General features: G+C 74.0%; 2 protein-coding genes. Both read left to right on the plus strand.

Annotated features, from left to right (window positions below):
• The first annotated feature begins 23 nt into the window (after nucleotides 1–23).
• Entirely contained in the window at nucleotides 24–21,524 is a 21,501-nt protein-coding gene (locus tag HYQ63_RS36355) for an amino acid adenylation domain-containing protein (protein ID WP_373689232.1), read from the plus strand.
• The gene (gene fabD, locus HYQ63_RS36360) at nucleotides 21,521–24,712 is read left to right on the plus strand and encodes an ACP S-malonyltransferase (protein ID WP_179937951.1); all 3,192 of its coding nucleotides are present in this window, start codon (nucleotides 21,521–21,523) and stop codon (nucleotides 24,710–24,712) included. Before HYQ63_RS36355 ends, fabD begins: the two co-directional genes overlap by 4 nt.
• Nucleotides 24,713–24,742: the final 30 nt, after the last annotated feature.

Genomic DNA, 24,742 nt, shown 5'->3' on the forward strand with positions numbered 1-24,742 from the left:
GCGACGAGAAGCTGCTCGCTTATCTGAAGCGGGTCACCGCCGAACTGCGCCAGACGCGCCGGAAGGTGGCGGAGCTGGAGTCGACGAGCCAGGAGCCGACGGGCCGGGAGCCGATCGCGATCGTGGGCATGGCGTGCCGCTTCCCCGGCGGCGTGTCCTCGCCCGAGGAGCTGTACCGGCTGGTGGCCGACGGCATCGACGCGGTGTCCGAGTTCCCGGTGAACCGCGGCTGGGACCTCGGCGGGCTGTACGACCCCGACCCGGACCGGGCCGGTACGAGCTACACCCGGCACGGCGGGTTCCTGCACGACGCGGCCGACTTCGACGCGGCCTTCTTCGGGATGTCGCCCAAGGAGGCGCTGGCCACCGATCCGCAGCAGCGCCTGCTGCTCCAGTCGAGCTGGGAGGCGCTGGAGCGCGCCGGAATCGCCCCCGCGTCGCTGCGCGGCAGCCGCACCGGGGTCTTCACCGGGGTGATGTACGGCGACTACGGGTCGCGTCCGGAAGGCGCCGCCGAGGGCTTCGAGGGCCACCTGTTCACCGGCAGCCTGCCGAGCGTGGCGTCCGGCCGCGTGGCCTACACCCTCGGCCTGGAGGGCCCCGCGGTGTCCGTGGACACCGCGTGTTCCTCGTCGCTGGTGTCGCTCCACCTGGCGGCGCAGGCGCTGCGGTCCGGTGAGTGCGCGCTGGCGCTCGCGGGCGGGGTGGCGGTGATGGCGACGCCGCGGACGTTCGTGGAGTACTCGCGCCAGCGCGCCCTGTCGCCCGACGGCCGCTGCAAGGCGTTCTCGGACGCGGCCGACGGCACGGGCTGGGCCGAGGGCGTGGGCATGGTGGTGCTGGAGCGGCTGTCGGACGCGCGGCGCAACGGCCACCGCGTACTCGCCGTGCTGCGCGGCTCGGCGGTCAACCAGGACGGCGCCTCCAGCGGGCTTACGGCCCCCAACGGACCGTCGCAGGAACGGGTCATCCGGCAGGCGCTCGCCTCGGCCGGGCTGTCCCCCGAGGACGTGGACGCCGTCGAAGCACACGGCACCGGCACGGTCCTCGGCGACCCCATCGAGGCGCAGGCGCTGCTGGCCACGTACGGCCAGGGCCGTACCGAACCGCTGTGGCTCGGCTCCCTCAAGTCGAACATCGGCCACGCCCAGGCGGCCGCGGGCGTCGGCGGCGTCATCAAGATGGTGATGGCCATGCGCCACGGTGTGCTGCCGCGTACCCTGCACGCCGACGTGGCCTCGCGGCACGTGGACTGGTCGTCGGGCGCGGTCGAGTTGCTGACCGAGCGGCGGCCGTGGCCCCTCGGAGACCGGCCGCGCCGGGCCGGGGTGTCGGCGTTCGGCGCCAGTGGCACCAACGCCCACGTGATCATCGAGGAGCCGCCCGCCGCGGACGCCGAGGAGACCGGACCGGTGGTGGCGGCCCCGGTGCCGGTGGTGGTGTCGGGCGCGACCGAGGCCGCACTGCGCGCCCAGGCGGCGCGGCTGCTGGAGCGGGTGGTGTCCGACCCGGACGCCACACCGGCGGACATCGGCCACTCCACGGTCACGACCCGCTCGGCGCTGCACCACCGCGCCGTCGTCGTCGCCGAGGACCGCGCCGAACTCGCCGACGGGCTGGCCGCCCTCGCCGCCGCCGAGCCGTCGCCGCGCGTGGCCGAGGGCTCCGTCGTCCCCGAGTCCGGTGTGGTGTGGGTGTTCCCCGGCCAGGGCTCGCAGTGGGCCGGGATGGCCCGCGAACTGCGGGAGTCCTCCCCGGCGTTCGCCGCACGGCTGGACGAGTGCGAGCGGGCGCTGAGCGGTCTGGTCGACTGGTCGCTGGGGGAGGTCCTGGAGGACGAGGCGGCCCTGTCGCGGGTGGACGTGGTCCAGCCCGCGCTGTGGGCGGTCATGGTCTCGCTGGCCGAGGTGTGGCGTTCGGTGGGGCTCGTCCCGTCGGCCGTGGTGGGCCACTCCCAGGGCGAGATCGCCGCCGCGTGCGTGGCCGGCGCGCTGTCCCTGGAGGACGGCGCGCGGGTGTCCGCGCTGCGCGCCCGCGCGCTGCGGGCCCTCGCCGGTGGCGGCGGGATGCTGTCCATCGTGGCGTCCGAATCCTGGGTACGGGAGCGGATCGAACCCTTCGGGACCCGGCTCTCGGTGGCGGCGGTCAACGGCCCCACCACCGTGGTCGTGTCCGGCGACCCGGACGCACTGCGGGAGCTGGGCACCGTCCTGGCCGGGGCCGGGGTGATGCGGTGGAACGTCGCGGGAGTGGACTTCTCCGCGCACTCCGCGCAGGTGGAATCGCTGGAAGCCGAGCTGATGGACGTCCTGGCCACGGTTCAGCCGCGCCCCTCGCAGGTGCCGTTCTACTCGACGGTGACGGCGGGCCCACTGGACGGCACCGAGCTGGACACCGCGTACTGGTACCGCAACCTGCGGGAGCCGGTGCGCTTCCAGGAGACCGTACGGGCCCTGTACACGGACGGGTTCGGGGTGTTCGTGGAGGTCAGCCCGCACCCCCTGCTCGGCATGGCCGTCCAGGACACGGTCGACGACACCTCCGGCCACGGCGTGGTGGTGGCGGACACCCTGCGCCGTGAGGAGGACGTGGTCCGGCGCTTCCTGCTGTCCATGGCCCGGCTGCACACCCACGGCCTCGCGGTGGACTGGACGCATGCCTTCGAGGGCACCGGTGCCCGCACCGTGGAACTGCCCACCTACGCCTTCGAGTACCGGCCGTACTGGCTCCGGACACCGAAGCCGCTGGTGGGCCCCGGCGTCGAGCTGGCGGACGACGAGCGGACCGTGGTGACCGGCCGGCTGTCGCTGCGTACCCACCCGTGGCTGGCCGACCACCGCGTACGGGGCCGGGCCGTCGTGCCGGGCACCGTCCTGCTGGAGATGGCGCTGCACGCGGGCCCGGTGGTGGACGAACTGACCCTGCGGGCGCCCGTGGTGGTGCCCGAGCGGGGCGAGGTCGAGATCCAGCTGCTGGTGGACCCCGCCGACGACGGCGGCCACCGGCCCCTGCGACTGTACGCCCGCGCCCCCGAGGCCGACTGGCAGCTGCACGCCACCGGCGCGCTCGCCGAGGACGCGGTAGCGCCTTCCGGGGACGCGGCGGACCTCGCCGCCTGGCCGCCTCCGGGCGCCGAGCCGGTGGACCTCGCCTCCTGGTACGAGGACCTGGACGCGCGGGGCCTGGAGTACGGGCCCGGCTTCCGGGGGCTGCGGGCCCTGTGGCGGCACGGCGGCGAACTGTTCGCCGAGGTGCGGCTGCCCGAGCCTGTCCGCCCCGCGCTGCTGGACGCCGCCCTGCACGCAGCCCTGGACCCGACCACCGACCCGGCGCTGCCGTTCTCCTGGAGCGGCGTCCGGTGGCCGGCCCCGGAGACCGCAGCGGGGATGACCGGGCTGCGGGCGCGGATCACCCCGCTGGCGGACGGCGCTGTGGCGCTGCGTATCGCCGATGCCACCGGCCACGGCGTCCTGTCGGCCGACTCGCTGACACTGCGTCCGCTGGGCGACGCGCTCCAGGACGTTCAGGACGGCGACGGCATTGCCGCGCTGTACGAGCTGAGCTGGCACGCGGCGCGGCCGGACACCGCCACCGCCGACGCCGCGATCGGCATGGGGGGCGTCACGGTGCTGCGCTGCCCGTCCGCCGACGGCGATCTGCCCGAGCGGGTGCACACCGTGGTCTCCGGCGTACTCGGGGATCTGCGGGCCTGGCTCGCCGACGCGGACACCGGTGAGGCGCGCCTGGTGGTGGCCACCGAGCGCGCCGTGGTGGCCGATGCCGCGACCGGTGCGGAGGTGGATGGAGCAGCCGCGGCAGTGTGGGGCCTGGTCCGGTCGGCGCAGACCGAGAACCCGGACCGGATCGTGCTGGTCGACACCGACGACATGGACGGTCTGCCCCGGCTGCTGCCGTCCCTGCTGGCCTCCGGCGAGCCCCAGATCCTGGTGCGCGGCGGCGAGCGGTACGTGCCCGGACTGGTGCGCGCGGAACCGCCCGCGGCAATGGCGGCACCGGTGTTTCCGGCCGACGGCACGGTGCTGATCACCGGCGCGTCGGGCACCCTCGGCGGACTCGTGGCACGCCACCTGGTGGCCGAACACGGCGTCCGCCACCTGGTGCTGGCCGCCCGTGGGGGAGCGCCGGAACTCGCCGATGAGCTGGCCGCGACGGGCGCCACGGCGTCCTCCGTGGTGTGCGACGTCAGCGACCGCGACGCGCTCGCCGCCCTGCTCGCCGCCATTCCGCCGGACCGGCCGCTGCGCGCCGTGGTGCACGCCGCCGGAACCCTGGACGACGGTGTGATCGGCTCGTTGACACCGGAGCGGCTGCGCTCGGTGCTGGCGGCGAAGGCCGACGGCGCCTGGCATCTGCACGAACTCACCCGTGACCTGGACCTGTCGGCCTTCGTGCTGTTCTCCTCGGTGTCCGCCACCTTGGGCACCGCCGGGCAGGGCAACTACGCCGCCGCCAACGCCGTCCTCGACGCGCTGGCACACCACCGCCGCGGCCTGGGCCTGCCCGCGCTGTCCCTGGGCTGGGGCCTGTGGGCCGAGCGCAGCGCGCTGACCGGGCGGCTGGACGAAACCGACCTCGCGCGCCTGACCGGCGCCGGTGTCCGCCCGCTGGCCACCGAAGAGGGCCTGGCCTTCCTCGACGCCGCCCTCGGCATGGACAGGGCGCAGCTGCTCCCGGCCCGGCTCGACCCCACGGCCCCGGACGCCACGACGGGCAGTACGCCGCCGCTGCTCCGCACCCTCGCCCCGACAGGGCGCCGCCGCACGCCCGCCCCGCTCACCGCCGGTCCCCTCGCCGCGGGTGGCGCCACCCACGACGGGCCCGGCACCGGTGGTCTGCGGGCGATGTCCGAGGACGAGCGGGAACGCTTCGTCGAGCGGCTGGTGCTGCGCGAGACCGCCGCGGCGCTGGGACACGACTCCGACACCGGCATCGACCCCGACGCCGACTTCCAGCGCCTCGGTTTCACCTCACTGACCGCGCTGGAGGTACGTAACCGGCTGAGCGCCCGCACCCGGCTGCGGCTTCCCGCGACCCTGGTGTTCGAACACCGCACCCCGAGGGCGCTCACCGCCTTCCTCACCGGCAGGCTGCTCGACGCCGAACAGCCGTCCTCCGCCGTCCGGACCACCGCACCGACGGCCGAGGGGACGGCCGAGGTGGCCGATGACGACCGTATTGCGGTCATCGGCGTCGCCGGCCGCTACCCGCTGGCCGGGACGGTCGGCGAGCTGTGGGACAACCTCGCCCGGGGCAGGCACTGCATCCGCGAGGTCCCCGCCGAACGCTGGGACGCCGACGCGCACTACGACCCGTCCGGTGCGCGGGGCGCCTACAGCAAGTGGGCCGGGTTCATCGACGACGTCGACGCGTTCGACCCGTTGTTCTTCCACATCTCGCCGGCCGACGCCGAGGCCATGGACCCGCAGGAACGCCTGTTCCTCCAGACCGCGGCGGCGACCCTGGAGGACGCCGGTTATCCGGCGGCCACGCTCGCCGCGCAGGGGCCCGTCGGTGTGTTCGCCGGTGTGATGAGCAACGACTACGCGTGGATGGGCGGAGAGGCCAGCGCGCTCGGCGTACCGACCGACGCCCACTCCCGCCACTGGTCGGTCGCCAACCGCGTCTCGTCCTTCTTCGACTTCACCGGACCGAGCCTCGCGGTGGACACCGCGTGCTCGGCCTCGCTCACCGCCGTCCACCTGGCATGCCGCAGCATCCTGAGCAGGGAGTGCGCGGCGGCCCTCGCGGGCGGCGTCAACCTCATCCTGCACCCGCAGCACCTGCGCAGCCTGGCCCAGGCGGGGATGCTCTCCCACGACGACCGGCTCAAGGCGTTCGGCGCCGACGCGGACGGCTTCGTCGACGGCGAGGGCGTGGGCGCCGTCCTGCTCAAGCCGCTGGCCGCGGCGCTGGCCGACGGCGACCGGGTGCTCGGAGTGATCCGCGGATCGGCCATCAACGCGGGTGGCGACGCCGGTGGTTACACCGTGCCCAAGGCATCCGCCCAGGCCGCGGTGATCCGCGGCGCACTGGACCGGGCCGGTGTCACGGCGCGGACCATCGGCTACGTGGAGGCACACGGCACCGGCACCCACCTCGGCGACCCGATCGAAATCGCGGGACTGACCGAGGTGTTCGGCGGGCCGGTGGACCCGGCGCGCCGGGCGGAGGGGCCGGCGGTGGCGCTCGGCTCGGTGAAGTCCAACATCGGCCACCTGGAGGCGGCCGCCGGTATCGCGGGTCTGACCAAGGTGCTGCTGCAATTCCGGCACGGGATGCTGGCGCCGTCGCTGCACGCGGACCGCCGCAACCCGGAAATCGACTTCGCGAGCACGCCGTTCGAGGTGCAGCGGACCCTGCGGCCCTGGAGCCCGCTGGAGGACTCCGGCGCGGACGGCGCCCCGCAGCCGTCGCCACGGCGTGCCCTTGTCAGCTCTTTCGGCGCGGGCGGCGCCAATGCCTGTGTCGTTCTGGAGGAGTATCCGTTGGCCACCGAGCCCGAGTCCGAGCCGGAGCCGATCGACGAGCAGTCCGAACAGCTGCTGGTGCTCTCGGCCAGGACCGAGGAGCGGCTACGGGCCTACGCGGCGGACGTGGCCACCTTCCTGGGCGGCGGCCACACCCCGTACGAGACGGCCGGGACCGGGGACGCCACGCAGGACGCCGGACGTCTGTGCCTCCGCCTGGCCGCGGAGATGGCGGGCGTGGCACCGGACTCCCTCGACCTCGCGACCGATCTGGTGGACTGCGGCTTCGGCGTGGCCGAGCGCGCCCACTACTACGCGCTGCTGGCCGAGGAGCTGGGCACCGAGCTGCCCCCGGCCGCCACGATGGCCGGGACCATCGGAGCGGTGGCGGACGCGGTGGCGGGCCTGATGCCGCACGGCGAGGAGACGGCGACCGGCATCGTGCCGGGTGGCGAGGTCGCCACCCGCCGGGGTCCGCGGCTCGCCGATGTGGCCCACACCCTGCGATCGGGCCGTACCGCCTTCGAGTTCCGGCTCGCCCTGACGGCCACTTCGGTGTCCGAGGCCGCGCGGCTGCTGGAGGCGTACGCGGCGGGCCGGGACGAGGTCCGGATCAGCACCGGGCGCACGGCCCGTATCCGGGTGTCGCTCTCCGAGGACGAGACCACCGCTCTGGAGGCCGCGCTGAGCCAGGGCGACCTCATGACGGTGGCCGGGAGCTGGGTGGCCGGGGCCGAGGTGGACTGGTCCCGTATCACCCCCGCCGCCGCTCGCCGGATCGAGCTGCCGGGCTATCCGTTCGCCCGTAAGCGCTGCTGGATCCCCCGGCCGTCCGGTGTGTCATCCGCCCCCGCGCCGGTGGCGGCCGGCCCCGAGCCCGCCGTCGCCCGGGTGCTCGCCGGGTACGCGGCGCTGGACGCGGCCTCGGTGTCCGGGGTGCTCGGCGTCTATCAGCGCATGGGCGTCTTCCAGCACCCGGGCGAGCGCCACCACGGCGGGGAACTGCGCGTCGGGCTCCGTATCCGGGACAAGTTCCAGCGGTTGCACGACGCGCTGCTGGGCCTGCTGGCGGAGGCCGGGTTCCTGACCCGGGACGGCGACCACGTCATCACCACCGACGCGGTGGCCGGGGCGCACCCGGGCGAGGGCGCGGACCGGTGGGAGGCCGAGTTCGAGCGGGTGGCGGACACGTGCCCGGACATCGCGCCCACCGTCACCCTCAACCGGGAGTTCCTGCGGGCCTACCCACGGCTGCTGCGCGGTGAACTGGTGGGCACCGAGGTCATGTTCCCCGACTCCTCGATGGAGCTGGTGCAGGACCTCTACCGGGGGAATCCGCTCACCGACTTCTTCAACCTGCTGGCGGCCGACACCGTACGCGCCTTCCTCGGCGCCCGGCTGCCCCAGCTTCCGGCCCACGAGTCGGTCCAGGTGGTCGAGCTGGGCGCCGGGACCGGTGCGACGAGCGAGCGGGTGCTGTCGGCGCTGGCCGGGCACTCCGGCCGGGTCGGCTTCACCTTCACCGACATCTCACCGCGCTTCCTGGAGCACGGCCGTGAGCGGTTCGCCGCGGCCTATCCGTTCGCCCGGTTCCAGCTGCTCAACCTGGAACGCGGACTGGCCGAGCAGGACTTCGTACCCGGTTCCGCCGATGTGGTCCTGGCCACCAACGTGGTGCACGCCACCAGGAATCTGCGGACCACCCTGCGCAAGGTCAGGGAACTGCTGAAGCCCGGTGGCCTGCTGGTGCTCAACGAGCTGACCGCCATCCGGCCCTACCTCACGGTCGGTGGCGGCGTGATGGAGGGGTGGTGGGCCTTCGAGGACAGCGAGCTGCGCATTCCGGGCTCGCCGCTGGCCACGCCGCCCGCCTGGACCCGGCTGCTCCAGGAGGAGGGCTACGCGCAGGTCAGGGTCCTCGGCGCGGAGGAGGGCGAATGGGGCCAGCGGCTGCTGGTCGCCGAGAGCGACGCCGCCGTGCCCGGCGGGCCGTCGGCGAAGCCCGCCACTGAGCCCGCCGCCGAGGCGGCCACCACGGGCTCGCGGCCGGACGCGGCCGACGGGATCGAGGACCGGCTGCGGGAGCTGCTGGAGCGGGTCCTGAAGCTGGACGAGCGGATCGACCCCGATCGTCCGCTGGCGGACTACGGCTTCGACTCGCTGAGCGGGCTGAAGATCGTGGCCGCGGTGGATGACGCGTTCGGTGTGCCCGTGCCGCTGGACGAGTTCTTCGAGCGCCCGACGCTACGGGAGCTGACGGCACACCTGACCTCCGGCTGGCTCACCGCAGCGGCAGCACCTGCCGTCCCCGCCGAGGCAGCCACCGTGGCCGGGCCGTCCCCGGCGTCCGCCGCTGCGGCACCGGTCCTGCGCCCGCGCACCGATGCCGAACTGACCACCCACCCGCTGTCGGAGGGACAGCGCGCGCTGTGGGTGATCGAGCAGATCGCACCCGGCAACCACGCCTACAACCTCCCGCTCGCCTTCTGGCTCGACCGCGACGTCGACGTCCTCGCCCTGCGCGTCGTCCTCCAGGACGTCCTGGACCGGCACGACGCGCTGCGCTCGACCGTCCGTACCGGCGAGGACGGGCGGCCCTTCGTACGGATCGCCGCCGAACCCGAGCTGCCGTTCCAGCAGGTCTTCCTCACCTCGGACGACGAAGCGGACCTCCGCGACCGGATACGGGCGGACATGCGGCAGCCCTTCGAGCTGTCCCGGGGCCCGCTGGTGCGCGCCACGCTGTACACCCTCGGCGACGGCCGCCAGGCGTTGCTGCTGACCGTGCACCATCTGGTGCTGGACGGGGTGTCCATCCCCCTGCTGCTGGACGACGTCGAGCGCGGTTACCGCACGGTCCGCGAAGGCCGTCCGCTGCCGGACAGCCGGCCCGCCCGCACCTTCGCCGACTTCACGGCCCATCAGCGCGACCTCCTGGCCGGGCCCGAGGGAGAGCGCCTGCGCGCGTACTGGACGGACCGGCTGCGCGACCGTCGGACCACCGTCCCGCTGCCCCTGGACCGGCCGCGGCCGCCGGTGCCCGGTTTCCGGGGCGCGGTGGTGGAAGGGCGCCTGCCCGCGGCGGTGACCGAGGGGGCCCGGGCCCTCGCCACCGCCGAGCGGACCTCGCTGTCCAGCGTCATGCTGGCCGCCTTCTTCGCCCTGCTGCACCGCTACAGCGACCAGGCCGACATCGCCGTCGGCACCCCGACGGCGAACCGTCCGGCCGAGGGTTACGACGATGTGCTCGGCTACTTCATGAACATGGTGGTCGTGGCCGAGCGGGTGGACGGGCAGGAGCCCTTCCACGCCCTGGTCCGCCGGGTGCACCGGACGGTGATGGACGCCCTGCGGCACGGCGCCTACCCGCTGATCACCCTCGCCGAGGAGCTGAGGCGCGAGCACCCCGCCGCCCGTGACACGCTCTTCGACGTCGCCTTCTACTTCCACAACTGGGCCCGCGACATGCGCAACGACGGCCTCGTCCGGGACCGCGTCGAGGGCGTGCACCAGGAGGGCGAGTTCGACCTGACCCTCGATCTGATCGACCACCCGGAGGGCTGCAAGTACACCCTGAAGTACAACCCCGACCTGTTCGACGCCGCCACGGTGGAGCGGATCGGCGACCACTTCGGCACCCTGCTCGCGTCCGCGGTCGGCGCCCCCGGGGCCACGGTGGGTGATCTGGAGCTGCTGACCGAGGGCGAGCGTGCCATGCTGGCCCCGCCCGCCACCGCCGCGTACCCGGCCGACACCCTGGTGTGGGAGCTGGTGCGGCGCCAGGCCGAGGCACGCCCTGACGCGGTGGCGGTACGTTTCCAGGGCACGGAGCTGACGTACCGCCGGCTGCGGGAGCGGGTGGACGCGCTGGCCGCCCGGCTGGTGGCCGCGGGCGTCGGACGCGGCCGTACGGTCGGTGTCCTGCTGCCGCGTGACCCCGGACTGCCGGTGGCCCTGCTCGCCGTCCAGGCCGCCGGTGGCGCGTACGTACCGCTCGACCCGGCGTACCCCGCGCAGCGGCTCGCCTACATGGCCGAGGACGCCGGACTGCACCTGCTGCTCACCCACTCCGCCGTCGAGGCCACCTGCGGCGGCACGGTGCCCCGACTGTTCGCCGACGGCGACGGGCAGCCGCCCGCAGTCCCATCGCCGGGCCCCGCGGGGCCGCTGGACACCGCGTACGTGCTGTACACCTCCGGCTCCACCGGCCGTCCCAAGGGTGTCCGCGTCCCGCACCGGGCGCTGGTCAACTTCCTCTGGTCCATGGCCCGGGAACCCGGGTTCGGGGCCGGGGACACACTGCTCGCCCTCACCACCGTCTGCTTCGACATCTCCGGTCTGGAGCTGTACCTGCCGCTGATCAGCGGCGGCACCGTCGAGATCGTGCCGACCGAGGTCGCCCAGGACGGACTGCGGCTGCGGGAGGAGGTCGAGCGCGGCACGGCCACGGTGATCCAGGCGACCCCGGCCACCTGGAAGATGCTGCTCGCCGCGGGCTGGCAGGGGAATCCGCACCTCAGGGTGTTCTGCGGTGGCGAGGCGCTGCCGTACGACACGGCGCAGGCGCTGCTCGCCACCTGCCACGAGGTGTGGAACCTCTACGGCCCCACCGAGACCACCATCTGGTCGGCGGTGAGCAGGCTGCGACGCGGCGAGCCCGTCACCATCGGGACTCCGGTCGCCAACACCGGGCTGTACGTGCTCGACAGCGCGCGCAGGCCGGTGCCCACCGGTGTCGCCGGTGAGCTGTACATCGGCGGCGACGGCGTGGCCGACGGCTACCTCGGCCGCCCCGAGCTGACCGCCGAGCGCTTCCTGCCCGACCCCTTCGCGACCCGTCCGGACGCCACGATGTACCGCACGGGCGACCTGGTCCGCAGGTTTGCCGACGGGCGGATCGCCTACCTGGGGCGGATGGACGCGCAGGTGAAGGTGCGTGGCTTCCGGGTCGAACCGGAGGAGATCGAGTCGGCCCTGCGGCGCCTGGAAGGCGTCCGCGAAGCCGCGGTGGTGGCACATGGCCACGGTGGCGGCGACGGCACGCTGCTGGCGTGTTACGTGCTCGACGACGGCGCCCCCGAACCGACCCGGGACCGGCTCGCCGCCTGGCTGCCGTCCCATATGCTCCCCGACGCACTGATCCGGGTGGCCTCCCTCCCGTACACGCTCAACGGCAAGGTCGACCGCACCGCGCTGGCCACACTGGCACCGGCCGACCTGCGGGCGCGCTTCGGCGCCCCGGCGACCGAGCGGCCACAGCGGTCCGCCGAACCCGCGGCGCCCTCCGTAGCGTTTACGGGCCGCGTCGAGGCGCTGATGTCCGAACTCGCCCGAATGGCAGGCGAGTTGACGGGCATGCGGCCGCAGGACATCGGCCCGGACACCCCGCTCGGCGAGGTCGGCATGAACTCGGTGCGCTTCACCGCGCTGAGCGCCGAACTGCGCAAGGCGTACGGCATCGAGGTCCGCCCGACCCTCTTCTACCGCAAGGGCACGCTGTCCGCGCTGGCCGAGCACCTGTGGGAACACCACCCCACCGAGCTGACTCCACGCTTCGGTGCCGCCGCGGAACAACCGGCGGCCGAGCGCCGGCCCGCCGGGCAGCCGGCCGGGCCACGGCCCGGCGGCCATGCCGCGATCATCGGCATGGCCGGGCGCTTGCCCGGCTCGGAGAACCTGGACGCGTTCTGGTCCCATCTGGCCGACGGGCACGACCTGGTGGGCGAAGTGCCCGCCGGGCGCTGGGACTGGCGCGACCAGCCGTCCTCCCGCTGGGGCGGTTTCCTCCCCGGCGTGGACCGCTTCGACGCCGCCTTCTTCGGCATCTCGCCGCGCGAGGCGGAGCTGATGGACCCCCAGCAGCGGCTGCTGCTGGAGGTGGTCTGGTCGGCCGTCGAGGACGCCGGCTACCGCCCGTCCGACCTCGCCGGACAGCGCGTCGGAGTGTTCATCGGCGTCGCCAACGCCGACTACCTGGAGGCACAGCGGGCCGCCGGCCACGCCCCACAGGGCCACACCGCCACCGGCGCGGCGCTGTCCGTCGTCCCCAACCGGATCTCCTACCAGCTGGATCTGCGCGGCCCCAGCATGGCCGTGGACACGGCCTGCTCCGGTTCGCTCTCCGCCGTCCACCTGGCCTGCGCGGCGCTGCGCGACGGCACCTGCGACCTGGCTATCGCGGGCGGCGTCAACCTCATCCTCACTCCGACGGTGTACGAGGTGCTGAGCCAGGGCGAGATGCTGAGCCCCGACGGCCGCTGCAAGACCTTCGACAGCCGGGCCGACGGCTACGTACGCGGCGAGGGTGTCGGCGCCGTGCTGCTCAAGCCGGACGACCGGGCCAGGCGCGACGGCGACGCCGTGCACGCCGTCATCCGGGCGGCCGCGGCGGGCCACGGCGGCCGTACGACCTCGCTCACCGCACCCAGCCCGGACGCCCAGGCGGATCTGCTGGCCGAGGCGTACCGCACCGCCGGTGTGCCACTGGAGACGGTCGGCTACATCGAGACCCACGGCACCGGCACCGCGCTGGGCGACCCGATCGAGACCACCGGGCTGAGCACCGCCTTCCACCGGCTGCGCGCGGAACAGGGCACCGCCGCCGTGCCCGGCTGCGCCATCGGATCGGTCAAGACGAACATCGGCCACCTGGAGGCCGCGGCGGGCATCGCCGGGCTGTTCAAGACGGTGCTGGCCATGCGGCACGGCACCATCCCGGCCAGCCTCCACCTGCGTGAGCAGAACCCGTACCTGGAACTCGACGGCGGCCCGTTCGAGGTGGCCGCCACCGTCCGCCCCTGGCCGCGGCCGCGCGACGCGGCCGGACACGAGCTGCCGCGGCGCGCCGGCGTCAGCTCCTTCGGCTTCGGCGGGGCCAACGCGCACGTCGTGCTGGAGGAAGACCACATGCCGGACACCACCGAGGACGGCGCGGCGCAGCAGCTGTTCGTCCTCTCCGCCCGCGACCCCGAGGCGCTGCGGCGCACCGCACGGCAACTCGCCGACCACCTGGCGGATCACGATGTCCGGCCGGGCGACCTGGCGTACACCCTGCAGACCGGACGGGAGCCCATGGGCCACCGGCTCGCCGTGGTGGCGGACGGCACCGCGGCGCTGAGGGCGGAGCTGGTCGCGCACCTGTCCGGCCACCCCTCGGCGGTGCGTACCGGACAGGCCGAACGGGGCGCCGCCCCGCACCCGGCGGTCAGCGGTACACCCGATCTGGCCACGGTCTCCCGCGCGTGGCTGTCCGGTGCCGACGTCGACTGGCGGGCGCTGCACCGGGGCGCCGCCCCGCGCCGGGTGCACCTGCCCACCTACCCGTTCGCCGCCACTCGCCACTGGTTCGCACCGGGGCCGTCCCCGGCGGTGGCACCCGGCCGGGCCGTCACCCCGCCGCATCCGGCCCTGCTGGATGCCGATGTCCCCACCGAGGGCGGACCGGCCTTCGCCAAGACCCTCACCGGAGAGGAGTTCTTCCTGCGCGACCACGTCGTCGGCGGCGAGCCGGTGCTGCCCGGCGTGGTGTACCTGGAGATGGCCCGGCTGGCCGGTGAACGCGCCCTGAGCGCACCGGTTCGCGGCGCCGACGGCCTGGTGTGGGCGAGCCCCATCCGGGTCCCCGCAGGCAGCGAGCACCGGGTGGTGGTCCGGCTGACCGGCGACGGCGGCACCTCCTTCGAGGTGCGCACCGACGGTGACGACGTCACGGTGCACGCGCACGGCACGCTGCTGCTCGGCGAGGCCGGGGACCGCCCCGCCCGGATCGACCCGGCGGGCGTGCGGGCGCGCTGCACGGCCGTCCGGGCCGGTGCCGACTGCTACACGGCCTTCTCCCGGCTGGGCCTGGACTACGGTCCCAGTTTCCAGGTGATCGAAGAACTCGCGGTCGGCGAGCGCGAGGTGCTGGCGTCCTTGCGCCTGCCCGGGGCGCGCGTCGCGGATGCCGCTGACTACGTGTTCCACCCGTCGCTCCTGGACGCCGCCCTCCAGACGGCCGGCCGACTCGCGCCCGGCGCCGACGACCTGACCCGCCCGCTGCCGTATCTGCCCTTCTCCCTGGGATCGGTGCGGCTGTACGGCGAACTGCCCGAGCTGATGTACGCGTACGCCACCCCCTCGGCGCGCCCGGCCACCGCCGGAACGCTCTGCTTCGACGTGGCGCTGCTGGACCGGGCAGGCGACGTGGTGCTCGCGATCGAGTCCTTCACGCTCCGCGCGGTGCCCGCGGGCCACATGGTGGCCGCGCGGGGCACGGCGGCCGCGGACGATGCGGTGGCCGCGTTCGAACCGGTCCGGGAGCCCGCGCCTCTCGGCGCGCGGCCGTGGCAGGGGACCGTTCTGGTGCTGGATGCCGGATCCCACGGCCCCGCTGTCGGCGCCGCCCTCACGGCCGCCGGTGCGACCGTCCAGCACATCGAGCTGACCGCCGGATTCGACGCCGGGGCGGCGGTCCGCGCCGGAGGGCAGGGACCCGGCCCCGTCCACGTAGTACATCTGGCGGGGGAGGACGCCGAACCCGGCAGCGCGGTCGAGCACGGCTTCCACGTGGCCTTGGCCTTCTGCCGGGAGTGGCAGCACGAGCGGCGCGACGCACTGCGCTACCTCTACGTCCACCGCGCCCCGGCCGTATCGCCCGCCCATCCGGCCATGGCCGCGTTCGCCCGCTCGGTGCGCAGCGAACACCCGTCCCTCGACTTCGGTGTCCTGGCCGTCGCGGACGGCTCGCTCGCCGAGGCGGTGGCCGGTGAACTCGGCGCCGAGGGCGGACCCGAGGTCCGGATCGACGCCACCGGGCGAACCCGCGGCTCCTGGCAACAGGTGAGCCTGCCCGCCGCCACCGGGTCCGCCTTCACCGGATCGGGAGCCCACGTCATCACCGGCGGGACCGGGGCGCTGGGACTGCTGCTGGCCGAGCACATCGCCGCCGCACGGCGCGCCGCGGGAGTCACGGAGGGCGGCATCGTGCTCGCGTCGCGGACCGCTCCCGGCCCCGGGGCCGAGGCCCGTGCCCGGGCGATCGGCGCCCGCGTGGTCCAGGCCGATGTCTCCGACGCCGCGGCGGTCCAGGCGCTGATCGCCGGGGCACGCCGGGAGCACGGTGCGGTGAGCGGGGTCCTGCACGCCGCCGGGGTGCTCAGGGACGGCCTGCTGCGCCACAAGTCCCGGGCGGATGCGGAGGAGGTGCTGGCCGCCAAGGTGCACGGGACCGCGCTGCTGGACGAGGCGACCCGTGAGGACGCGCTGGACTACTTCGTGACGTTCTCCTCCGCGGCGGCGGCGTTCGGCAACGTCGGCCAGACCGACTACGCCTTCGCCAACGCCTTCCTCGACCACTTCGCCGAGCGGCGCGAGGAACAGCGCCGCCGGGGCACGCGGCACGGCCGTACTCTCGCCGCCGCCTGGCCGCTGTGGGCCGACGGCGGTATGCGCGTCGACAGCAGTGGGCAGGAGCACGCGTCCCGGGTGCTCGGCATGCGTCCGCTGCGCACCCGCCCGGCGCTGGACGCGCTGGAGCGGGCCCTGGCCGGGACCGCGCCGAGACTGCTGCTCGCGGCGGGCGACCCGGCCCGGATCCTGACCGCCCTGCGCGGCGAGGAGAAGACGAAGCACACGACGAAGCACACGACGAACCCCACCGCGCCGGGGGCCCAGGCGGCCGAGGTGGCGGATACGACGGATGTACGGGCCCGGGCCGAGCGCCTGGTGCTCCGGATCATGGCGGAGGAGCTGAAGCTGCCGGAGGCGGAGATCGCCGTCACCGAGACCTTCGACCAGTACGGGGTGGACTCACTGATCACGCTGAGCGTGACCCGGCGGCTGGAGGAGCACGTCGGCCCGCTGTCGAAGACCCTGCTGTTCGAGTACGTGACGGTCCGCGAACTGGCGGACCACCTGGCCGAAGCACACCCGGAGGCGCTGGCCACACGGCATCCCGCCACCGCCGAGCCCGCCACTGCCGAGCCCGCCAACGCCGAGCCCGCCACTGCCGAGCCCGCCGCCGTTGAAGCTGTCGCCACCAAGGCCGTCCCCGCCGAGCCCACCACCGGGCAAACCACCCCCCGCGGCCAAGACATCGCGATCATCGGTGTCGCGGGCCGGTATCCGCAGGCAGACGACGTGGACGAGTTCTGGCGCAACCTGCGCGCGGGCCGGGACTGCGTCGAGGAGATCCCGTCCGAGCGGTGGAACAACGACCTGTTCCACGACGCCGACACCTCGCGGACCGGCAAGACGTACGGCAGGTGGGGCGGCTTCATCCGGGGCGCCGACCGCTTCGACCCGATGTTCTTCCGGATGTCACACATCGAGGCCGAGCACACCGACCCCCAGGAGCGGGTGTTCCTGGAGACCGTCTGGCATCTGCTGGAGGACGCCGGCGTCACCCGGGACGGGCTGCGGGGCTCCCGCACCGGGGTGTTCGTGGGCATGATGTACGGCCAGTACCAGCTCTACGGTGTCCAGGAGGCGCTGCGCGGCGAGGGCCTGCCCCCGCACTCCTCGTTCGCCTCGGTCGCCAACCGAGTGTCGTACTTCTTCGACTTCACCGGGCCCAGCGTCGCCGTGGACACGATGTGCTCCTCCGCGCTGGTCACCATCCACCAGGCGTGTCAGGCCATCCGCGACGGTGACTGCGATGTGGCGGTCGCCGGTGGCGTCAACATCACCAGCCACCCGGCGAAGTACCTGCAACTGGCGTGGCGTGGCTTCCTCGCCGAGGACGGCCGCTGCCGCAGCTTCGGCGAGGGCGGCACCGGATACGTCCCGGCCGAGGGTTCCGGCGCGGTCCTGCTCAAGCGGCTCGACGCAGCGCTGGCCGACGGCGACCGGATCCTGGCGGTCGTCAAGGCGTCCGCGGTCAACCACGGCGGCACGGGGCGCGGCTTCAACGTCCCCAGCCCCAGAGCGCAGGGAGATCTGGTGCGGGCCGCGCTCGACCGTGCCGGGATGCGCCCGGCGGACCTGGACTACGTGGAGGCACACGGCACAGGTACGGCGCTCGGCGACCCGGTCGAGGTGACCGGCATGATGCGGGCCTTCGGGGACGACATGCCGGAGCGGCTGCCGATCGGCTCGGTCAAGTCCGCCATCGGGCACGCCGAGTCGGCGGCCGGCATCGCGGCCGTCACCAAGGTGCTGTTGCAGATGCGCCACGGTGAGCTGGTTCCCACCCTGCACGCGGACCCGCTCAACCCGAACATCGACTTCGCGGCCACCCCGTTCGAGGTCCAGCGCGACCTCGCGCCCTGGCCGCGGCGTCCGCTCGCCGACGGCACCACGCGGCCGAGGACCGCGGGCGTCAGCTCCTTCGGCGCGGGTGGCACCAACGCGCACGTCATCCTCCAGGAGTACCCTGCCGTCGCGCTTCCACCGGCCCGCCCGGCCGGTCCGCACCTGGCGGTCCTCTCGGCCCGGGAGCCCGATCGGCTGGCCGAACAGGCCCGCCGCCTGGCGGCACACCTGCGCGCCGAGGGCTCCGGCGCGGCGCCGCAGGAGGTCGCATGGACGCTCCAGTCGGGACGCGAGGCCATGGCGCACCGGCTGGCGGTCCGCTTCGACGACCTCCCGCAACTCGCCACCCGGCTGGAGGAGTTCGCGGCCGGGGGTGAACCGGCCGACTGCTGGACCGGAACGGTCGACCCCCGTAAACCGGCCGACGACGCGACGCCGTCGACCGATCCGACGGCCTGCGCGGCCGCCTGGACCGCGGGACGGCGGGTCGACTGGGCGGCCCTGCACGGCGAAGCACGGCCCGGCCGGGTGCCCCTGCCCGGCTATCCGTTCGGCGGTGGCCGGGTCTGGCTGGCGGCGGCCGACGCCGAACTGGCGGCCCTCGAAACCGGCCCCACCGCCGGGGGACTGCTGCTGACCAGGCAGTGGACGCCCGCCGAACCCGCGCGGCGGACCATGCCGCCAGGCAGGACCGCCGTCCTGGCCGTACCGGGGACCGAGGGCCCGGCCGCCCGGCTGGCCGCCACCCTGCCGACCGCGGAAATCCTCACCCCCGAACGGCTCCGAGCCGACCTCGACGCCACGGACACCCGCTGGGACCGCTACGACGCGGTGGTCGACCTGGCGGGCTGCGCACCGGCCGGGGAGCCCGTCGACCGCTCCGTACTGCACACCTGGCTGGGCTGGTTGCAGCGGGTGGTGGACGGGGGCGGGCGCGGGCTGAGCGCCTTGCTCGTCTCCCGGGGTACGACACCGGCCCCTGCGGGCGCGGCCCGGACCGGGCTCTACCGGATGCTGCAGAGCGAGTACCGCCATCTGCGCTCCCGCCACCTCGACCTCGGGCAGGCCGACGACGAGCGGCTGTGCCGGTGGGTGGCCGATGAACTCGGCGCCGGGGACGAGCCGTCCGAGGTCGCCTACCGCGACGGGATCCGCCACCGTACGGTGCTCCGCGAACTGGCGGACCGTACGGGTGAGCCCGTACGGTTCCCGGCCGGACACGTGCTCTGGGTGACCGGTGGCACCCGTGGCATCGGACTGCTGACCGCGCGCCACTTCGTCGCCCGGTACGGCGTCCGCAAGCTCGTCCTCACCGGCCGTGAGGAGCTGCCGCCCCGGGCGGACTGGGCGGCGCACATCGCCGAGGGCGGCGTGCTCGGCCGCAAGCTGCGCCCCCTGGCGGAGCTTGCGGACCAGGGGGTGGAGCTGGAGGTCCTGTCCGTCCCGCTGGACGACCGGCAGGCCATGGCCACGGCACTGGCGGACGTCACCCGCAGGCTTGGCCCGGCCGGCGGGGTGATCCACAGCGCGGGCGTCACCGACACCGCCAACCCCGCCTTCGTTCGCAAGCCGCGCACGGGCATCGAGCAGGTGATCGGCCCCAAGGTCTTCGGCCTGGACACCCTCGTGGAGTGCTTCCGAGACCAGCCACTTGCCCTGTTCGTGCTCTACTCCTCAGTCGCCGCCACCGTGCCCGCACTGGCCGTCGGGCAGAGCGACTACGCGATGGCGAACGCCTACCTGGACGCGGTCGCCGAGGCGCGCCCGCACGGGCTGCCGCTGGTGAGCGTGCAGTGGCCGAGCTGGAAGGACACCGGCATGGGGGAGGCGCGCAGCGCCGCCTACCGGGCCTCCGGGCTGGCCACGCTGCCGGACGTGCAGGGGCTCGCGCTGCTGGACCGGGCGCTCGCCAGTGGCGCCCGCGTGGTCATGCCCGCGGTGGTGCGTCCGGACGCCGACTGGCAGCCCGAGCGGCTGACCGGCCGCCACCTGGCGCCCGCCCCCGTACGGACCGAGGCCCCGGCAGCCCCACCGGAGCCGTCCGGGGCGCGCCAAGGAACGGCCGAAGGAGCAGCCCAAGGAGCGGTCCAGGCCGCGATGGACGCCGCGGCCTCATGGCTGCTCGACCAGCTGGCGGTGGAGCTGCGGTTCGACCGCGCCCGGCTCAGTGGCGATGTTCCGGTGCACGACTACGGCATCGACTCGATCCTGGTCACCCAGCTCGTACAGACCCTGGCCAAGCAGCTGGACGTGTCGATCGACCCGTCGGCGCTGCTGGAGCATCCGACCGCCGACGGCTTCGCGGCCCATCTCGCCCGGGAACACCGGGACGAGCTCGTCGCCTGCTTCGGCGGCGGCGCCCCGTCCGATGTGCCGCTGCCCGCGGCATACGTGGCACAGACGGAGGCCGTCGCCGATCCCGTATCAGCCGTGTCCGTGTCCGCCGAGCCGGTACCCGCCGGTGCGGACATCGCCGTGGTCGGCCTGTCCTGCCGGTTCCCCGGCGCCGGTTCCGCGGGGGAGTACTGGGAGCTGCTGCGCGAGGGCCGCTCCGCCCTGCGGCCCGTACCCGAGGGGCGCTTCGGCGGGTCGGCCGGTCACCACGCGGGGCTGCTGCCCGATGTGCTCGGCTTCGACCCGGAGGCGTTCCTGCTGTCCGAGGCGGACGTCGCCGCCATGGACCCGCAGGCGCTGCTGCTGCTCGAGGAGGTCAACAGCGCGGTGCACGACGCCGGTTACCGGCCCGCCGAGCTGAAGGGGCGCCGGGTCGGTGTGTACGTCGGCGCCCGGTCGGGCTGGGCCCCGGACGACATCCGGCTGGGCCAGGCGAAGAACCCGGTGATGGCCACCGGACAGAACTACCTCTCCGCGAACGTGTCGCAGTTCTTCGACTTCCGCGGGCCCAGCATGGTGGTCGACACCGCCTGCTCCTCCGCCCTGGTGGCGATGGACATGGCGGTACGGGCCCTGCGGGCGGGCGACATCGAATCGGCGGTGGTCGCCGGGGTGAGCCTGCTGATGGACGGGCGGGCGCACGAGGTCTTCGCCCGGCGGGGACTGCTGAACCCGGGCTCCGAGTTCCACCTGTTCGACCGCAGGGCGGCCGGACTCGTCCTCGGCGAGGGAGTCGGTGCCGTCCTCCTCAAACCGCTGGCCCGGGCGCAGTCCGACGGGGACCGGGTGATCGCCGTCCTCAAGGGCATCGCGGTCAACAACGACGGCCGCACCGCGGGCCCGGCCACCCCGAATCCGCAGGCGCAGAAGGATGTGATGGCCCAGGCGCTGGCGCACAGCGGCCACCTCCCCGGGGACATCGGCTGGGTGGAGGCCAACGGATCCGGCTCGACCGTCACCGACCTGCTCGAACTCAAGGCGATCCAGGCGGTCTACCGGTCCGGTTCCGCACAGCCGGTGGCGCTCGGCTCCGTCAAGCCGAACATCGGACACCCGCTGGCCGCCGAGGGGATCGCCGCGTTCATCAAGGTCGTGCTGATGCTGCGGCACCAGGAGCAGGTGCCGTTCCGCTCCGGGCAGGAACCGCCGGCCCACTTCGACCTGGCCGCCTCGCCGCTGTACTTCCCGAGGGAGCCCCGGCCATGGCCGGGGACGGCGGGCATCGCCGCGCTCAATTGCTTCGCCGACGGTGGCACCAACGCACACCTGCTGGTCGGTCCCGCGCCCGTAGGCCACCACCCCGCCAGGCGGCCGCTGCCGGAGGCCGCGCTGAACCGGCGGGTCGTCATCAGGGGCGCCGCCGCACCCGCCGCCCCGGCCGGGGGCCTGTTCTGGGACACCTACCGATGAGCGGCACGGCGGCGGACCGCGCCCGTCCCGGCCGGGCTCCGGAAGGCCCGCTGCCCGTGGTGTTCATGTTCTCCGGGCAGGGCTCGCAGTACTTCGGGATGGGCAAGGAGTTGTACGACGAGAACGAGGTGTTCCGTACGGCGCTGAGGCGCTACGACGCCGTGGTCGCCGAGGAGCTGGGCGAGTCGGTGCTCGCCCGGATCTTCGACCCGGAGCAGCTGCGGAACCACCCCTTCGTCGACACCCGGATCACCCACCCGGGCATCGTCATGATCGAGATCGCGCTGGCGGACACTCTCCGGGCTGCGGGCATCGAGCCCGACCAGCTGCTCGGAGCCAGCCTCGGCGAGTACGCGGCGGCCGTCGTCGCGGGCAGCCTCGACCCGTCCGACTGCCTGCGGGTGCTCGTCCGGCAGGCCGACGCGCTGCGCATGACCCCCCGCGGTGGCATGCTCGCCGTGTTCGGCGCCCCCGGGCTGATGGAGTCGGTGCCGGGCCTCGACGCGTGTGAGATCGCCGCCCGCAACTACCCGGGCAGCTTCGTGGTCGCGGGCGCGGAGGTCGCGCTGACCCGCGCCGAAGCCGGACTGCGCGCCCGGAACGTGGTGCACCTGCGGCTGCCCGTCGAATACGCCTTCCACTCCCGGCTGATGGACGGGGCGGTGGAGGAGAGCCGGCGGAGCTTCGACGGAGTGGCCTTCGCGCCGCCGCGCATCCCCTGGGTGTCCTGTGTGGACGGCGCACCGGTGGAGCGGCCCACCACGGAGCACTTCCAGCGCGCCGCGCGCCGGCCGATCGAGTTCGAGCGCGCCATGGCGTGGTTCAAGGAGCGCGGCGACTTCCTCTACCTGGACCTGGGCCCCTCGGGCACGCTGCACAACTTCCTGCGCGCAGTCCTCCCCAAGGACACCCGCTCCACCTCGCTGCCGCTGCTCAGCCCGTTCGCCAAGGACACCGACCTCTTCGGGACGGCCCGGGCACACGCCGCCCCGAAGACACCAAGGAAGGCACACGCCATGAAGGTCTACGGATTCCCGGGGCAGGGGGCGCAGCGGCGGGGGATGGGCGCGGGGCTGTTCGAGGAGTTTCCCGAACACACCGCGATCGCGGACCGCGTGCTCGGCTACTCCATACGGGAGCTGTGCGTGAGCGATCCGGAGCGCCGCCTGAGGCACACCGAGTTCACCCAGCCCGCGCTGTACGTGGTCGGCGCGCTGTCGTACCTGCGGCGCGCCGACCAGGACCCGGTGCCGCCCGACATTCTGATCGGGCACAGTCTGGGCGAGTACGTGGCGCTCTTCGCGTCCGGGGCCTTCGACTTCGAAACCGGGCTGCGACTGGTGCGGCGGCGCGGCGAGCTGATGGCCGCCGCCGGTGGCGGGGGGATGGCGGCGGTGGTCGGCACCGACGAGCCGACCGTGACCCGTACGCTCGCCGAACCCGGCCTCGACGGCCTGGACCTGGCCAATCACAACGCCATGGACCAGTTCGTCATCTCCGGCCCGGGCGAGCAGATCGACGCGGCGTGCGCGGCCCTGGAGGCCACCGGCGCCAGAACAGTCCGGCTCAACGTCAGCGCGCCGCTGCACTCCCGCTACATGCGCGGGGCGGCCGAGGAGTTCGCCGCCTTCCTCGCCGGGTTCGACCTGTGCGCCCCGGCGATTCCCGTGCTGGCCAACGTGGACGCCATGCCGTACACGTACGACACGGTCAAGGAGCGGCTGGCGGCGCAGATCGCCTCCCCGGTCCGGTGGACCGAGACCGTGCACACCCTGATGCGGCAGGGCGACTTCGACTTCGTCGAGCTGGGCCCCGGACAGGTGCTCACCAAACTGGTCCGACGCATCAAGGCGGCCGGTGAGCCGTCTCCGGCCCTCCCCACGGCCACGCAAGCGGCGGCGGTGGCCGACCCTGTTACGCCCGCTGTGCACGCCGACGCACTCGGCGCCCGGAGCTTCCGCGAACGGTACGGGCTGCGGCGCGCCTATCTGGTGGGCTCGATGTACGGAGGTGTCTCCGGAACCCACCTGGTGCGCTCGGCGGCGAAGGCGGGCCTGCTCGGCTTCCTCGGTGTCGGTGGCCTTTCCGCCGACGAGACGGAACGGCAACTGCGCGGTGCGGTAGACGAGTTGGGGCCCGGCGGTGCCTTCGGGGTCAACTTCCTGTACCGGCACGGGGCACCCGGGCAGGAGGCCGTGCTGGTCGACGCGCTGCTGCGGCACGGGATCGACCTGGTCGAGGCATCCGGCTTCCCGCTGATCACCGAGCAGTTGGTGCGTTTCCGGCTCAAGGGTGGCCGGATCCTGGCCAAGGTGTCCAGGACCGATGCCGCCGCCGCGTTCCTGGCGCCGCCGCCCGAACCGCTGGTCGCCCGGCTGCTCGCGGCGGGCGCCGTGACCGAGGCCGAGGCCCGGGCCGCTGCGGACCGCCCGATGGCGGACGACCTGTGCGTCGAGGCGGAAGGCGGCTGGCTGAGCGGCACGGCCGATCTGCTGTCGCTGCTCCCCGCGACGCTGCGGCTGCGGGACCGGTCGGCCCTGCCCGGCCACCGGGTGCACATCGGATGCGCCGGTGGCATCGGCACCCCGGAGGCGGTCGCGGCGGCGTTTCTGATGGGCGCCGAATTCGTGCTGACCGGTTCGGTCAACCAGTGCGCGGTGGAGGCGGCCACCAGTGACCAGGTGAAGGAGATCCTTCAGGAGCTGCACGAGTACGACGTGGCCGCCGCGCCCTGGGGCGAACTGTTCGAACTCGGGGTCCAGGCCCGCTATGTGAAGCGCGGGCTGCTCTTCCCCGCCCGGGCGTCCCGGCTCCATGAACTCTGGCGCCGCCACGGCTCCCTGACCGAGATCGACGACGACACCAGGACCCAGGTGTTCCACCGCTACCTGGGTGGCGAGGCGTCCTCCCCGGCTCCGGCCCCCGGCACGGAGCCCAAGGCGGCCCTGGCGGCCCTGTTCCGAGAGTACTTCGCCCGTGGCCTGCGCCTCGCGCTGACCGGCGATCAGCGGTCCAGGGTCGACTACCTCATCCACTGCGGCCCGTCGATGGGCGCGTTCAACCAGGCGGTCGCCGGGACCCCGCTGGAACACCGGCGGGCCCGCACGGTCGAGGCCATCGCCGACACCCTCATGGAGGGCGCGGCCGAGCACGTCAACGGCCGGCTGCGCAGTCTCCACACGCAATAGACCCATGCCCACACATCCCGAACAGGAGCA

It is taken from the genome of Streptomyces sp. Rer75, from assembly GCF_013414305.1.
Classification (GTDB): Bacteria; Actinomycetota; Actinomycetes; order Streptomycetales; family Streptomycetaceae; genus Streptomyces; species Streptomyces himastatinicus.